General features: G+C 33.6%; 14 protein-coding genes. 9 read left to right on the top strand and 5 right to left on the bottom strand.

The features are described from left to right. The first annotated feature begins 44 nt into the window (after positions 1 to 44). The 5 genes from AAYQ05_RS06750 to AAYQ05_RS06730 all read left to right on the top strand — a co-directional run bounded on the left by AAYQ05_RS06750 (position 45) and on the right by AAYQ05_RS06730 (position 5,596). Positions 45 to 494 carry an RrF2 family transcriptional regulator gene (locus tag AAYQ05_RS06750; RefSeq protein ID WP_343542115.1) on the top strand — a complete coding sequence of 150 codons (450 nt, stop codon included), beginning with the start codon at positions 45 to 47 and terminating at the stop codon, positions 492 to 494. 20 nt (positions 495 to 514) lie between these two features. Then, positions 515 to 1,042, top strand: a complete 528-nt coding sequence (azu, locus tag AAYQ05_RS06745) for an azurin (protein ID WP_286969437.1) — start codon at positions 515 to 517, stop codon at positions 1,040 to 1,042. A 91-nt stretch (positions 1,043 to 1,133) separates the two neighbouring features. Next, on the top strand, positions 1,134 to 3,368 hold the full coding sequence (locus AAYQ05_RS06740; RefSeq protein WP_343542112.1) for a nitric-oxide reductase large subunit: 2,235 nt from the start codon (positions 1,134 to 1,136) through the stop codon (positions 3,366 to 3,368). A 24-nt stretch (positions 3,369 to 3,392) separates the two neighbouring features. Beyond that, positions 3,393 to 4,124 (top strand): iron-sulfur cluster repair di-iron protein, encoded by a 732-nt coding sequence (ric, locus tag AAYQ05_RS06735; protein ID WP_343542110.1) that lies wholly within the window; start codon positions 3,393 to 3,395, stop codon positions 4,122 to 4,124. Between the two features lie 248 nt (positions 4,125 to 4,372). Continuing rightward, positions 4,373 to 5,596, top strand: coding sequence for a hypothetical protein (locus tag AAYQ05_RS06730; RefSeq protein ID WP_343542108.1), 1,224 nt, complete (start codon positions 4,373 to 4,375; stop codon positions 5,594 to 5,596). Between the two features lie 319 nt (positions 5,597 to 5,915). On the opposite strand, the gene AAYQ05_RS06725 is transcribed toward AAYQ05_RS06730, so the two are convergent. Genes AAYQ05_RS06725 through nirK form a run of 3 tightly spaced genes read right to left on the bottom strand, consistent with a single transcriptional unit; the run spans position 5,916 to position 8,768 of the window. Next, positions 5,916 to 6,512, bottom strand: a complete 597-nt coding sequence (locus AAYQ05_RS06725; RefSeq protein WP_343542634.1) for an SCO family protein — start codon at positions 6,510 to 6,512, stop codon at positions 5,916 to 5,918. A 17-nt stretch (positions 6,513 to 6,529) separates the two neighbouring features. Next, positions 6,530 to 7,306 (bottom strand): formylglycine-generating enzyme family protein, encoded by a 777-nt coding sequence (locus AAYQ05_RS06720; RefSeq protein WP_343542106.1) that lies wholly within the window; start codon positions 7,304 to 7,306, stop codon positions 6,530 to 6,532. Positions 7,307 to 7,322: 16 nt separating this feature from the next. Beyond that, complete coding sequence (nirK, locus tag AAYQ05_RS06715) at positions 7,323 to 8,768, bottom strand: copper-containing nitrite reductase (protein WP_343542102.1); 1,446 nt, start codon at positions 8,766 to 8,768, stop codon at positions 7,323 to 7,325. A 275-nt stretch (positions 8,769 to 9,043) separates the two neighbouring features. On the opposite strand from nirK, the gene capB reads away from it, so the two are divergent. Continuing rightward, on the top strand, positions 9,044 to 10,303 hold the full coding sequence (capB, locus tag AAYQ05_RS06710) for a cysteate-C-fatty acyltransferase (protein ID WP_343542100.1): 1,260 nt from the start codon (positions 9,044 to 9,046) through the stop codon (positions 10,301 to 10,303). A 121-nt stretch (positions 10,304 to 10,424) separates the two neighbouring features. Beyond that, positions 10,425 to 10,910 (top strand): hypothetical protein, encoded by a 486-nt coding sequence (locus AAYQ05_RS06705; protein WP_343542098.1) that lies wholly within the window; start codon positions 10,425 to 10,427, stop codon positions 10,908 to 10,910. Between the two features lie 106 nt (positions 10,911 to 11,016). On the opposite strand, the gene AAYQ05_RS06700 is transcribed toward AAYQ05_RS06705, so the two are convergent. Further along, positions 11,017 to 12,135 (bottom strand): GTP cyclohydrolase, encoded by a 1,119-nt coding sequence (locus AAYQ05_RS06700; protein ID WP_281631944.1) that lies wholly within the window; start codon positions 12,133 to 12,135, stop codon positions 11,017 to 11,019. A gap of 53 nt (positions 12,136 to 12,188) precedes the next feature. Then, positions 12,189 to 13,157, bottom strand: coding sequence for a transporter (locus AAYQ05_RS06695; RefSeq protein ID WP_281631945.1), 969 nt, complete (start codon positions 13,155 to 13,157; stop codon positions 12,189 to 12,191). 123 nt (positions 13,158 to 13,280) lie between these two features. Here AAYQ05_RS06695 and AAYQ05_RS06690 point away from each other — a divergent pair, with 123 nt between their 5' ends. Then, positions 13,281 to 13,574: a DUF4834 family protein gene (locus tag AAYQ05_RS06690; protein ID WP_343542095.1), complete on the top strand. Its 294-nt coding sequence runs from the start codon at positions 13,281 to 13,283 to the stop codon at positions 13,572 to 13,574. Positions 13,575 to 13,623: 49 nt separating this feature from the next. Then, positions 13,624 to 16,083 carry a YfhO family protein gene (locus AAYQ05_RS06685; RefSeq protein ID WP_343542094.1) on the top strand — a complete coding sequence of 820 codons (2,460 nt, stop codon included), beginning with the start codon at positions 13,624 to 13,626 and terminating at the stop codon, positions 16,081 to 16,083. The last annotated feature ends 32 nt before the right edge of the window (positions 16,084 to 16,115 follow it).

Genomic DNA, 16,115 nt, shown 5'->3' with positions numbered 1-16,115 from the left:
TATTTAAAACCTGTATATCTTTGTGTGGAATTAATTAGGGATGTATGTTTTCAAAAGCGTGTGAGTACGGAATAAGAGCTTCAATATTTATTGCAACCAAATCTTCTAAAGGAATTAGGGTTGGAATAAAAGATGTTGCGAAAGAAATTGATTCGCCGGAACCATTTACAGCCAAGATTATGCAGATTTTAACCAAAAGTGGCATAATTCATTCAACAAAAGGAGTTGGGGGCGGATTTGAAGTTTCGCCCGAAGCATCGAAAACAATAAAATTAATTCAAATTGTAGATGCTATTGACGGAAATAAAATATACAGCGGTTGTGGAATCGGATTGAAAGAATGCTCAGAAGAACATCCTTGTCCCGTTCATCACGAATTTAAGAAAATAAGAGGACTGCTGTTAGAAATGCTTAAAAACACAACTTTAGAACAGTTAGCTTCTGATGTAAAATCGGGAGATTTCTTTCTTAAAGCGACAAATGCGAACAATTAATATTATTAAATATCTTAAAAATGAATACAAAAACCAAAATTTCAGTATTAATCCTAATGGGATTTTTAGCAGTTACTTCTTGCGGTAAAAAAGAAACTACTCCAGCTGAACCGACAGAAACAACCGAAACGTCTACTGAAGGCGAACAAGCTCCAGCAGCTGCAGCCACAGAAGAAAATGTTTTAGTTATTGAAGGAAATGACCAAATGCAGTTTAATGTAAATGAATTGAAAGCTGTTGCCGGAAAACCAATCAAATTGACTTTGAAACACGTTGGTAAAATCCCGAAAGAAGCAATGGGACACAATTTAGTGATTTTGCAAGAAGGAACAGATCAAGCAGCTTTTGCTTTAAAAGCGAATGATGCTAAAGCAACTGATTATATTCCAGAATCTGAAAAAGCTTCAATCATTGCACATACTAAATTAATTGGTGGTGGAGAAGAAGATACAATCGAGTTTACAATTGATAAAAAAGGATCATATCCATTTATTTGCTCTTTCCCTGGTCACGTCGCCATGATGAAAGGTGTGTTAATTGTTGAGTAAATAAACAAAAGCTCCAAATGCTGTAACTGGCTTTGGAGTTTTTTTAAAAACTAATAAAAGACAAAAATATCTTTTATTGAATAAAAAAAGAATGAAAAGAGAAAAAAAATTATGGCTGGTTTTTGCATTGGTAATGAGTATATCATTTGCAGTGTTGGGGTATTATGGTTACGAAATCTATCAGCAAGCACCACCAGTCCCAAAAGAAATTGTAACCGATTCTGGTAAAATTGTTTTTAGCGAAAGCGAAATTAAAGACGGGCAAAATATCTGGCAAAGTATAGGTGGCCAGGAAGTGGGATCTATCTGGGGACACGGCGCTTATGTGGCCCCAGACTGGACCGCAGATTGGTTGCATAGAGAAGCCGTTTTTATCTTGGATATATATGCCAAGAAAGATTTTAATCAAAAATATGATGAATTAGACGCCGAAAAACAATCGGCTCTTAAGGTTCGTTTGCAGAAAGATTTAAGAACCAATCGATACGATGCTGAGACAGGAGTGCTCACCATTTCGGAAAATCGTTTGGCGGCAATTGAGTATTTAAGCGAATATTATAAAGGGCTTTTTACAAATGATCCTCAATTTGATAAGTTGAGAGAAGAATATGCGATTCCGAAAAACTCGATTAAAGATGTAGAGAGAATGCACAAAATGAATGCCTTTTTCTTCTGGGCAACTTGGGCAACAGTCACCAATCGTCCTGATGGAGATATTTCGTATACACACAACTGGCCGTCAGATGAATTGGTTGGAAATACCGCCACAACCGAACTTTTAGCTTGGTCTGGAGTAAGTATAATTTTACTGATTTTGAGTGTTGGAATTTTAGTTTTCTATCATGCAAAATCAGGTGAAGAAGAAGAATTTCCGCTTCCAAAAGAAGATCCGCTTATCAAACAAGGCAAAACCAAATCTATGGGCTTGGTAACCAAATATTTCTGGATTGTAAGTCTGCTGATGGTTCTGCAAATGGTTTTCGGAATCATAACAGCACATTATGGAGTAGAAGGAAATGGTCTATATGGAATTCCGATTGATAAAATTCTGCCTTATGCCGTAACACGTACATGGCACACACAATTGGCAATTTTCTGGATTGCAACAGCTTGGTTGGCAACTGGATTGTACATTGCTCCGGCAGTTTCTGGTAAAGATCCTAAATTTCAATGTTTTGGTATTAACTTTCTCTTTATTGCCTTGTTGATTATTGTTTTAGGATCAATGGCTGGACAATGGTTTGGAGTAATGCAGAAATTAAATTTAGTTCAAAATTTCTGGTTTGGACACCAAGGCTACGAATATGTTGATTTAGGACGTTTTTGGCAGATTTTCCTTTTAGTTGGACTGTTTTTATGGCTGGCTTTAATGATTCGTCCGTTGCTTCCGGTTTTAAAGAAAAAAACAGAAGAGAAAAACCTAATCATTTTGTTCTTAGTTTCTTGTACTGCAATTGCCATGTTTTATGGAGCTGGATTAATGTGGGGAAGACAAACCAATTTAGCTATTGCCGAATATTGGAGATGGTGGGTAGTTCATCTTTGGGTTGAAGGTTTCTTTGAAGTGTTTGCAACAGTTGTAATTGCATTCTTGTTTGTTCGTTTGGGATTATTAAAAACTAAAACGGCGACTTTAAATGTGCTTTTTGCAACCATTATTTTCATGTCTGGAGGTATTTTAGGAACATTCCATCACTTGTATTTCTCAGGAACGCCAACAGCAATTATGGCTTTAGGAGCAACATTTAGCGCTTTGGAAGTGGTTCCGCTGACTTTAATAGGTTTTGAAGCGTATCAAAACTATAAAATTTCAAAATCAACACAATGGATTGCAGATTACAAATGGCCGATTTACTTTATGATTTCGGTGGCATTTTGGAATTTCCTTGGAGCCGGAATTTTCGGATTCATTATTAATCCGCCAATTGCCTTGTATTATGTTCAGGGATTAAATACAACGCCTTTACATGGGCATACCGCATTGTTCGGAGTGTACGGAATGTTAGGAATTGGTCTTGTATTGTTTGTATTAAGAAGTTTGTACCGAAACGTAAGTTGGAATACGAAACTGCTTAAAATTACTTTCTGGTCTTTGAATATTGGATTGTTTCTAATGGCAATCTTGAGTTTATTACCAATTGGAGTTTGGCAGGCAATTGAAAGTATCAGTCACGGAATGTGGTACGCACGTTCATCAGAATTAATGCAGCAGCCAGCAATGATTACTTTAAAATGGCTTCGCGCAATTGGAGATTCAATTTTCGGAATCGGGTTTATAACAATGGCTTGGTTTGTATTTGAACTGACATTAAAAAACAAAAAATAAAACACAAAATATAAATTGATTATCATGGAAAATTTAAAAAACAAAACAATAGGATCGTTTGTTGCTGAAGATTTTAGAACAGCTGCAGTATTCTCTAAATATAGAATCGATTTTTGCTGTAAAGGAAACCGAACAGTAACTGAAGTATGCGAAAAACAAAATATTGATGCAGATGCCTTATTAGAAAATGTACTGCAAGTTGTACAATCAGAAAATAGCGGAAGCATTGATTTCAATTCATGGCCATTAGATTTATTGGCAGATTATATTGAGAAAACACATCACCGTTATGTAGAAGAAAAAACGAATGTTTTACTACCGTTTTTAGATAAATTATGCAAAGTGCATGGAGCAAATCATCCTGAGTTGTTCAAAATCAATGAGTTGTTTATTGGCTGTGCAGGAGAATTATCTCAGCACATGAAAAAAGAAGAATTGATTTTATTTCCATTTGTAAAAAGAATGGTGAAAACAAAAGATACAGACGGAGTTTTACATCAGCCATCTTTCGGAACCGTTTCCAATCCGATTGCGATGATGATGCACGAACACGATAATGAAGGCGAACGTTTTAGAGAAATCGCTGCGTTGACCGATGATTATACTCCGCCAGCAGATGCTTGTACAACTTATAAAGTGACTTTTGCCATGCTGAAAGAGTTTGAGGCAGATTTACACAAGCACATTCATTTGGAAAACAATATTTTATTTCCAAAAGCTGTGATTTTAGAAAAAGACTTTGTTGAAGTAGAATAAAGGTTAATTTTAATAGTTCGAAAAGCACCGATAAAATATCTAAACATGATAGTTATCGGTGTTTTTTATATCAAGAAATCTTATTTTTAATTGAAATTAAACACATAGAAACATAGATTTAAAAACTTAAAAAGGTAATTTTAGAAAATCTAGATTTTCACACATAGCTATGTGTATTAATGTAAGTGAAACGCCTTTTACTCAGTTACAAAATCTATGTTTCTATGTGTTTAAAAAATATTTTTAAAATGAATTCTCAAAAAGCTTGGATACTTTGCTGTTTTTTTAATTTTCTGATTGCCTGTGTTTTCGGATTATTAATGCGGTTTATGTATCTGTTTCCTTTAGATTTTTTAAACTATAGTTTTCTGCTTCATGCGCATTCGCATGTTGCCATGTTAGGCTGGGTTTATTTGATCGTTTATGTTTTGGTGGTTCATTTTTTTATTCCGAAAGAAAAAAGCCAGAAACCAATTTATAACCGTCTATTTTGGCTGACAGAATTTTCAGTAATCGGAATGATGATTGCTTTTCCAATTCAAGGATATGCTTTGTTTTCAATTGTATTTTCAACCATGCATATTTTACTGAGTTATGTTTTTTGCCGTTTGGTTTGGAAAGATTGTTTAAGAGATAAATCTCTATCGCAAAGACTTTTGTCGGTTTCGATTCTATTTATGGTTTTATCGACTTGTGGAGTTTGGTGTCTTGGGCCAGCCGTGAGCACGCTTGGTAAACAAAGCGCTTTCTATCAGATCGCGATTCAGTTTTTTCTTCATTTTCAGTTTAATGGCTGGTTTATATTGGCAATTTTAGCTTTGTTTTTAAAACAATTTCAAAATAAAATTGATGAGGTAAAGTTTAAGAAGTTTTACTTTTTGATTATTATTTCTACACTGTTAACAGTCGCTTTTCCTGTGAGATGGTTTATAGAAAATGACATTTTTAGTTACGTCAATGCTTTAGGAGTTTTAATTCAAGTAGGCGCTTTTGTTTATTTCTATAAAATGTTGCAGCTTGAAATTAGTCATTTTAAAAGCACTTTAGATAAAACGATTAAAATAGTTTATGGTTTGGCATTATGTTCTCTATTTTTGAAAGTAGGGATTCAATTGCTAACTCTTTTTCCTAATCTGGCAGAAGTTTCACATCAAATTAGAAATTTTGTAATCGGATTTATTCATTTAACCACTTTAGGAATCATAACGGGATTTTTGTTTGGAATTTTATTGCAGAATAAAATGCTTTCTGCTGATTCTTCAATATTGAAAATAGGAGTGAAGTGTTTTATTTTAGGATATATTGCAACCGAAGTTTTATTGTTTCTGCAAGGATGGTTTTTCTTTTTTGGAGAAGGAGCAGTCCCAGGATATTTTCAAAGTATTTTGATATTGAGTATTCTTTTGGTTTTGGGATTGGTTTTAATAATGGCATCACTAGTAAATTTTCATTCCAATAATTTCAGCAAATAAATTCCGGAGGAATGATTTATTTATAGCAGAGGGACAACATATTGTAAAACTTCGGAGAAGCGAAATATTTATAGAAAATGTTTGACGAAAATAAAGAGCTCCAGCGGAGCGACATATTTATAGAATCATATTAGAAATATAATTTGTTAACCTGATAAATATTTCGCTCCGCTGGAGCTCTTTATGTAGATGATTTAGATTTTTCTATACATATTTCGCTTCTCCGAAGCTTAACTTGGCTTCTTATATAAATAAAAAACAAGAGTAAATTTATTTCTAAACTTACTCTTGTATCTTACTAATTAACCTATTTAAATATCTATATTTTTGCTGCTTCTTGATTTATGGTTTCAATTGTTTTTTCATTATTTACACCTAAACCTTCTTGCTGAAATACCAATTCTCCTTCTGGATTAAAAACGCTAATAATATTAGAGTGCGAAAAATCTATTGGAGAAATCTGCTTGTAATTGACAGCCAAAACTGCCGCAAACTCTCTTGTATTTTCTTCAGATGAACGAAGGAAAATCCAGGGGGCTTGATTCATTTTATTTTCAATTGCAAACGATTTTAATCTTTCGGGAGTATCTGTTTTCGGATCTATACTGACCAAAATCAATTTGACATGCTGTTTTGTCTTTTTCTCCAGTTTTGATTCAATATCGCGCATATCGGCCACTAATCTAGGGCAGGCTGCTTTACAGCTGGTATAAATCATTACCATTACAAGAACATTTCCTCTAAGCGATTTTAATTCAATGTCTTTGCCATTTTGCGTTGTCCATTTTGATGGCAGATTATAAATCGATAAATCACTGATTTCCTTATTTGTTTCTTCTTTAATTTCTTTTTTATCGGCTTCTCTACAGCTGTAAAATGAGAATAGGAGAAGAAAAGCAATTGCTATTTTTTTCATCATAAACTAATTTTAAATTAGATTTTTGGTTTTGTTGTGCTAGCACATCTAAACCCAAGATTTCGTGTTGAATATTGCGCTTTTAAGCTTCCTCTGAATGCGTAACGCATAAAAGCGGCATAATCCATTAAATCGGAAGCATTAACTGATCCGCTTCCGCAGAAAAGATTTTTGTCAGTGCTTTTGTCTTTTCTAGATTCTCCTGATAAAAAGATGCTGTTGAAATCAGATGTCCATTCCCAAACTAAACCGTGCATGTCGTAAACTCCCCAGTAATTTTTGACAGTTTTTCCAATTTCATTTTCATACGTTCTCGATTTCTCGTACCAAGACAAAATATATTCGTTAAATTCTTTTTTAGTTCTAGCATCAATCTTTTTAGTATCTGCCATTGCTACATATTCCCATTCGTCCATTGTTGCCAAACGTTTTCCTTGACATTCGCAGTATTTTTTAGCAGCAAACCAAGAAACGCTTGTTACAGGTGACTTTGGTTTTGCATTTCCAAAATCAAAATCATTTGTCCAGTAAGAGAGATAGCTTTTATCGGCAAAAATTCCTTTAATTTTTGATTTTTGATAAGAAGGATTCTTTTTGACAAATTCTAAAAACTCACCATTTGTTACAGGATAAATGTCAATATAAAAAGATTTTACCGCAACAGGTTTTTGAGAAACAGCTCCATAAAGAGGGATATAAGATCCCTCTTTTATGAAAGCCATCCCTTTTTCTTGCGCCTTCATGACACTAAACACAAAGAAAAAGATAGTTAGTATGAAAATGTATTTTTTCATGCCGAATGTTTGCTGTTTATCTTAATGCTTTTACCATTTCTGGTGTAACTTCAGTTTTGTTATTTCCCCAACTGTTATAAATATAGGTCAGTACATTTGCGATTTCATCGTCAGATAAATTCTGAGCTGGCATTACGTTATTGTATTTTTTACCGTTAACGGTTACTTCTCCAGTTAAACCATGAAGGATTGTTTTAATCGCGCGTTTAGAATCGGCATTTAAATAATCTGATTTAGCCAAAGGAGGGAAGGTGCTCGGAATTCCTTGTCCTTCAGATTGATGGCAGGCAAAACAGGTTGTTCCGAAAATTTCTTTACCAATATTAATTTTCTCAGCAACTGTTCGTTTTGGAATTGCAGTTTTTACAGCAGATCCGCCTGGCATTTTTTGTATAGTTCCACCTTCAGGCAGGTAAATACCTTCTTGGATTGTTCCAGAATAAATGTTTTTATTTTCTTTACCTTCTACTTTCAACATTCCCAACGCACCTTTATTAAATGCTCTAAAAATAGAGTGGTCAACCAGAATAAAAGTTCCCGGAGTTTCGACTTTAAAATCTACAATAGCAGCTCCACCAGCGGGAATCAAGGTTGTCTGCACATTTTTATTGATTGTACTTCCACCTTCAATATGTACACTATCGAAAATTTCTCCAATAACGTGGAAAGAAGAAACTAAATTTGGTCCGCCATTTCCAACAAACAAGCGAACTGTTTCACCAACTTTTGCTGTTAATTCATTTCCATTGGTTAAAGAGCCTACTTTTCCATTAAATACTACATAATCAGGCGTTTCTTTTACCGCTTTATTCATATCAAACGGCTGAAGACCTTTTGCGCCATATTCGCCTTGAGTGTAAAAATCACCCTGCATTACATAATATTCTTTATCAACAGGAGGAAGTCCGCCTTCAGGTTCAACCAAAATCAATCCATACATACCATTTGCAATGTGCATTCCTACAGGAGCTGTCGCACAGTGATACACATATAATCCAGGATTTATCACTTTAAAGCTGAACACTTTTTCATGTCCTGGCGCTACAAGAGAAGAAGTTGCTCCACCACCTGGCCCTGTTACAGCATGTAAATCGATATTGTGAGGCAATTTGTTATCAGGGTGGTTTTTTAAGTGAAATTCGACTTCATCGCCAACACGAGTTCTAATAAAACTTCCTGGGACAGATCCTCCAAATGTCCAATAGGTATATTTTACGCCATCAGTCATTGTGCCTTCTTGCTCCTTGATTTCCATGTTTAGTTTTAGCTTCATTGCTGTTCTGTCTCCAACAGGTTTGGGCACATGAGGAGGTGCAGTAAGTTCGGCATCCATTTCGCCTTCAGTCATAATATCTGCATAAGCTTTCTCTTCGTTTTTCTTGCAGCTTCCTAAGAGGAGAAGCAAACAAAATAAACCTAAAAGAACACGCAGTTTGCTTAGGGTTTCGTTTTTGTTTTTCATAATCATCTGATTTTGTATTGGTTATATTCTAATTTAAAAGTACTAAAATTTTATTCAAAAATAAAAGACATGTTTGTCTTTTATTATGATAAAAATCATACTTCCTAAAGAATAGTATATTAAATTAGATTTGGCAATTATTACTTTAAAAACTAACAGTGTTAAGAATAATGTTTCGAATATTTTTTAATAAAAATAAATGAGGGTCTGAATTTTAGAAGAATAATGATTATTTTTGCTCGCTGATAAAGTAAAAAAAACTACTACATTATATTATGGTAAAAGATTTATTCGAAAGAATTCAGGACAATAAAGGACCTTTAGGAAAATGGGCTTCTCAAGCAGAAGGCTATTATGTTTTCCCAAAGTTAGAAGGAGAGTTGGGTCCTAGAATGCAATTTCACGGAAAAAATATTTTAAACTGGAGTTTAAATGATTATTTAGGTTTAGCCAATCATCCAGAGGTTCGTCAAGCAGATACAGATGCAGCAATTCAGTTTGGTGCAGCTTATCCGATGGGAGCTCGTATGATGTCTGGACACACTACGTATCACGAACAATTAGAAAATGAGTTAGCTGAATTCGTAATGAAAGAATCTGCTTATTTATTGAATTTTGGTTACCAAGGAATGGTGTCTATTATTGATGCTTTGGTTACTAAAAATGACATTATTGTTTATGATGTTGATTCGCATGCTTGTATCATTGATGGTGTTCGTTTACACATGGGGAAACGTTTCACATACAAACACAATGATCTTGAAAGTATGGAGAAAAACTTGCAGCGTGCTACTAAAATGGCAGAAGAAACAGGTGGAGGTATTTTATTTATTACTGAAGGTGTTTTTGGAATGCGCGGACAGCAAGGGAAATTAAAAGAAATCGTTGCTTTAAAAGAAAAATACAATTTCAGACTTTTAGTAGATGATGCTCACGGATTTGGTACATTAGGTAAAACTGGTGCTGGAGCAGGTGAGGAGCAAGGAGTTCAAGATGAAATCGATGTTTATTTCTCTACTTTTGCAAAATCTATGGCTAATATCGGAGCTTTCGTAGCGGCTGATAAAACGGTTATCGATTATTTGAAATACAACTTGCGTTCTCAAATGTTTGCTAAAGCATTACCAATGATTCAGACAATTGGTTCTTTGAAACGTTTAGAATTATTGCGTAAATCTTCTGCAATTAAAGATAAACTTTGGGAAAACGTAAATGCATTGCAAAACGGTCTTAAAGATAAAGGATTTAATATTGGAGATACAAATACTTGTATTACACCAGTTTACTTAGAAGGAAGTATTCCTGAGGCAATGGTAATGGTAAACGATTTAAGAGAAAATTATGGTATTTTCCTTTCTATTGTGGTTTATCCAGTTATTCCAAAAGGAATTATCTTATTGAGAATGATCCCAACAGCTTCACACACATTAGAAGATATCGAAGAGACTTTAACAGCTTTTGAGGCAATTCGTGAGAAATTGACAAACGGAACTTATAAAGAAATTGCAGAACGCACAACTGTTGACGTTTCGTAATGACTTAAAAAATAAATTCTCAACATGGGAATTATGTAAAAAAATCCATTCGTTATGCGAATGGATTTTTTTTATTTAAAGTAACTTTATTTCATAATCAACAAAATAAAAAAAGACAAGTATGAAAAAAGTTATAACAATAACAGCTCTAATACTAGTAGTTTTTACGTCTTGTAAAAAAGAAACCACTACTATAGAGCCAGTACAAATTACGCCAAGTCCGCCAAAAGAAGCTGAAATTGTAGAACCCGCAGGAGATCAATGTTATGCTTGGAGATCTAATGGAAGCGTTATAGAAATGAGTTTTAATGTTAATTCTCATCAAGAAGTAAACGGAAAGCTAAGCTATAATTTGGTTGGAAAAGATAAAAACGAAGGAACTTTGATAGGAAACATGAAAGGCGATACATTAATTGCCGATTACACCTTTAATTCTGAAGGAGTTTCATCTGTTCGAGAAGTTGCTTTTCTGCAAAAAGACGGGGCTTTTATTGAAGGATATGGCGATGTAGTAACGGCCAATGATAAAGTTTCTTTTAAAGATAAATCAAAACTAAAATTTGATGCAAAAAATACTTTGACAAAAGTAGATTGTAAAGTAGAGTAAATGATGTGTTTATGAAGTGAAAAATCCATTCGTTTGGGGGCGAATGGATTTTTTTTATTGTTAATTTTCTAAAACTGAAAATTGCGATTGCGACTGAAAACTAAAATTAAAGATATTTCAAATAAGTCTTTCTTTGGCAGTGAATAATAGGATCAAAGTTTTTCCAAAGCAAATGAATAGCATTATTTTCTAATAGCTCAGGCGTTCTGATACAATTTCTAATTCCTTTCTCCGAGAAAGTTTTATAATATTCATCAAAAATAAGTGCAGTAACGCCTTTATTTTGATAATCAGGATGAACTCCAATTAAATAGAATACAACATCTTTGCTATGCTTTTTTGCTTTTAGGAGCTCTAAGAAGCCAAATGGAAATAATTTTCCTTTTATTTTTTGCAATGCTTCCGTAAAACTTGGCATTACAATACTAAAAGCTATTAAGTTGTCATTTTTGTCAACTACGAACTTAATATACTCAGGATTAATAAAGCTGATGTATTTCTTTTTAAAATATTCTTTCTGAACGTCAGAAATAGCAACAAACGAAGCTAGTTTTTCATAAGACTCGTTAAACAAATCAAACATTTTGTCAACATGCGGCATAATGTCTTTTGTTTTGGTAAAAGTTAGCGTTTTTAGTTCATAACGCTTCTTAATCAATGCGGTGGCCTTCTGAAAAAATTCAGGTTTTACATTTGAAAAAGGGAAAATACTTTCGATATACTGTTTTTCAACCTGAAAGCCCAATTCTTCAAAATGTCTTACATAATACTCATGATTGTACCATGTAATCATGGTTCCAACTTGATCATAACCTTCAGTCAAAACGCCAACTTTGTCTAAGTTTGAGAATCCCATTGGACCTTCAGCGTGTTCTAAGTTATGCTTTCTTCCTAATTCATACACTTTTTCAAGAAGCGCTTTGGTAACTTCAATATCATCAATTACATCAAACCAGCCAAAACGAACTTTTCTTTTATGCTGATTGTTAACCTCAGACCAATTGATGATGGCAGTAATACGGCCAACAATTTTATTGTCTCTGTAAGCTAGATAGAAATAAGCTTCGGCATTATCAAATGCAGGATTTTTCGTTTTGTCAAAAGATGCCAGTTCATCTGAAATAATAGGCGGTACCCAATACGGATTATCTTTATATAATGAAAAAGGAAATTTAATGTATTCGGTTAATTCTTTCTTGCTTTTGGCTTCTTTAATTGTAATCATTAATATGGTATTGAGAGGCCTAAATTATAAAAAAGGCTCCAGTTATTTACATTTTATTCGTATTTTGCTTTACGCTTTCTCTCTTTTTCTTGATAGTCAACTTTTTTCTCATTATCTGGATTCTTTTTAGCTCTGTCTGCTGCTTTGTTTATTTCTACTTTTTCTTTATACCATCCGTCATAGCGCCATGATATTCCAACTCCTCCATATAATATAGAAGGTGTGTTTTTAAAGTTTGTGCTTATAGAAGCATCAACCTGCATGTTTGAAGAAAGAAGAAAAGCAGCCCCTCCGCGAAGAATCGAGTCACTGTAAAAGTCGCTTTTATATCCTTGATTTTCAACAAAACCAGACCATCTGTCATTGAATCCGTGCGTCAAAGTTAGTATATATCCGTAAGTTGGATAGTCAGTACTGATATAATCTGCAAAAATATTGGTGACAAAAACCCAAGATCCGCCTCCAAGAAGGTTTTGTGTAATAAGCGAAACTTTTGGAGAAATTTCACCGTTTGGAGAAAAATAGTAGGGATTATCTGCTCCAATAAAATTTGCTCCTGCAAAAACTGAAACTGCTGGGATTAATTCTCGCCATTGAAAATTTCTGTTGGCTCTGTAGCTGTAGATATTCACTTCACGTTTATAATTTTTATATGGATCGTAAACAAGGTACTTGGCTCCTAAAACAGTTTGTCTAAAATTGTTTTTTTTGTAGCTAGTGTAAGGAGTGTCAAAGTTTTCCGATTGATATTGTAAATCAACGATAAATTCTAATTGTTCTAGAAAAGCACCATATCTTAAGGTTAGATCTGTGCCAAAACCGCTGGCATCGTAATCTAATAAGTCGTGTTTTTCTTTAATGCCATAAATACCAAATTCAGCTTGAATTACAGATTTACCAACAGCATAAGCTGACATGGTTTCTCCTGGACGATTGGAATTAATAACATCAGTATATTGCGCAAAAAACAGTTGTGGAATAAAAAAAAGTACCGGGGCAAGTAAGTTTTTAATTTGGAACATATAATTTTTTTTGGATTAAAAAATAATAACGCATTTCAAATGTACATATTTTATTATTTATTTAAGATTCATATTTTATTTTTAAACAACGGATTTATTAATTTTGGAAAAAATTTTATAGTTATGCAAGAAGCATCATTTTCAGGTTTAAGATTCATTATTGGGCTAATTGCCTTTTATTATATCATGAAATTTTTGGCTAGAATCTTTTTGCCAGTCTTGGTTAAAAAAGCAGTAGAAAATGCCAGTGAAAATTTTCAGAGACAGCAACAGCAATACAATCAATATAATCAAGGTAACACTTGGCAGAATACAAATACTAATAAAGACGAAATAATTGTTAATACTGCCAATGCTAAAAACCCGCGTGAAACCAAAAAAGTGGGAGAGTATGTTGATTACGAAGAAATAGATTAGATTTGTGTCCTGAAAATTTAGGATTCATTTTAACCCAAACTAGCCAAAATTGAAAATAGTAAATAAGTTCTATCCGCATGCCCTTGTTATCTTGGGCTTTATTTTTGTTTCGTTAATTTATTTTTATCCAGTTTTACAAGGAAAACAGATCTTCCAGTCTGATATTGCTCAATACACCGGAATGGCAAAAGAGCAAAATGACTTTAGAGCTACAGAAAATGCTGAACCTTATTGGACAAATTCTGCTTTTGGAGGTATGCCAACGTATCAGCTTGGAGCAAATTATCCGAACGATTTTATTGGTAAAGTTGATGATGTATTGCGTTTTCTTCCGCGTCCTGCAGATTATTTATTTTTATATTTTCTTGGTTTTTATGGCTTACTATTGGTTTTAAAAACAGATCCTTTGAAAGCCTTTATAGGTTCAATTGCATTTGGTTTTTCAACTTATATGATTATTATTTTAGGTGTTGGACATAATGCCAAAGCACATGCTATTGCTTATATGCCTTTAGTAATTGCTGGGTTTATACTCGTATTTCAGAAGAAATACATTAAAGGAGGTTTGCTCACTATGTTTGCCGTGGCACTTGAAATTAGTGCCAATCACTTCCAAATGACCTATTATTTATTGATTTTCTTATTGATTCTTTCAGGTTATTATGCTTACAATTTTATCAAAGAACAGGATTTTAAAGGTCTTTTAATTTCTTGCGGAGTTTTATTGGTTGCGGGAATTTTTGCCTTAGGAGCCAATGCTGGTAATTTAATGGCAACAAATGAATATGCTAAATATAGTATTAGAGACAAAAGTGAGCTGACCTTTAATCCAGACGGATCTAAAAATGAGACCACTGCTTCTATGACCACAGATTATATCACAGAATATAGTTATGGTATTGCAGAAAGTCTAAATTTAATTGCTCCAAGAATTTTTGGAGGTTCAAGTCACGAAAATGTGGGTACAGATAGCAGTATGTACGCATTTATGCTTGAACAAGGAGTTCCAGCTTCTCAAGCTCAAGATTTTGTTTCGGGAATGCCAACGTATTGGGGAGATCAGCCAATTGTTTCTGCACCAGCTTATATTGGAGCAGTAGTTTTCTTTTTGGCAGTTTTAGCTTTATTTATAGACGAAAGAAAAATCAAATATGTTTTCCTTGCCGGAGCACTTTTTACTTTAGTGCTTTCTTGGGGTAAAAATTTTTCTTTATTGACAGACTTTTTTATTGAATATGTTCCTCTTTATGATAAATTTAGAGCGGTTTCTTCAATTCAGGTTATTTTAGAATTATGTTTCCCTGTTTTAGCGGTTATGGGATTACAATCATTTTTTAAAGCTAAAGATGAGCCAAAGTTACAGAAGAAAGCATTAATCCAAACAGGAGTTTTTGGTTTAGGAGTACTTGTTATTCTTCTAATAGCAAAAAGTTTCTTCCATTTTACAGGAATGAACGATAATGCTTATTTGGAAAGCTACGGGCCAGGTTTCGTTGATGCTTTAAGAGAAGATAGAATGACGATGTATTATGCAGATTTACTAAGATCTGGATTCTTAATTATAATCACGTTTGCTGTTCTTTGGATGTTTGTGAAAAATAAACTTTCACAGACAACAACTTTAATTGTAGTTGGATTAGTAATGATTTTCGACTTGTTTTTTGTAGACAAGAAATATGTTTCTGCTAAAGACTTTGTAAGTCCAGTTCAGATTGCGGCACCTTTTCAAGAAACACAGGCAGATGCACAGATATTAAAAGATACTTCAATATACCGTGTATTTGACCTTCAAGGGCAATTGCAAGGAAGATCTTCTTATTTCCATAAAACTATTGGAGGTTATAGTGCTGTAAGGCCAAGAAGAATGCAGCAATTGTACGATTATCAAATTGCTAAAAATAATCTAGAGATACTTAATATGTTGAATGTTAAGTATGTAATTCAAGTGGATAAAGACGGAAATCAAATTCCTGCAGTTAATCCAGATGCAAACGGAAATGCTTGGTTTGTAGAGTCGGTAAAACTGGTAAACAAACCAGACGATGTAATGAAAGCGTTGAATACTTTAGATACTAAAAAAGTGGCGGTTTTCAATGTTCACGAACATGAAAGCAAGTTCCAAAACGCGAGATTAAAGAAAGCTTTTGATACAACAGGAACTATTAAAGTTGTTACTTATAAGCCAAATTATATCAAATACAAATCAGAAAACAATGGAGATGGTTTAGCTGTTTTCTCTGAAATGTATTATAAAAATGGTTGGAATGCTTACATAGATGGAAAACTAACAGATCATTTCCCTGTTGATTATGTTTTAAGAGCAATGGAAATTCCTGCTGGAAAACACACTATTGAATTTAAATTTGAACCTCAGATTATCAAAACTGGAGGAACAATTACTTTAATTAGTTCAATTGGAATGTTGTTGCTTTTAGGTGCAGGGATTTATTTTGAGAAATTCTACCGCAAAGATTCGCAAAAAAGTCACGGAGATACTCAAAATAATTAAAAAAAAATCTTTGCGATACTCAGTGCTGACTT

The sequence above is a fragment of the Flavobacterium movens genome (assembly GCF_039581425.1).
GTDB classification, from domain to species: Bacteria; Bacteroidota; Bacteroidia; order Flavobacteriales; family Flavobacteriaceae; genus Flavobacterium; species Flavobacterium luteolum.
The sequence above is the reverse complement of the archived record's forward strand: the minus strand, read 5'-3'. Positions and strand labels throughout refer to the sequence as shown.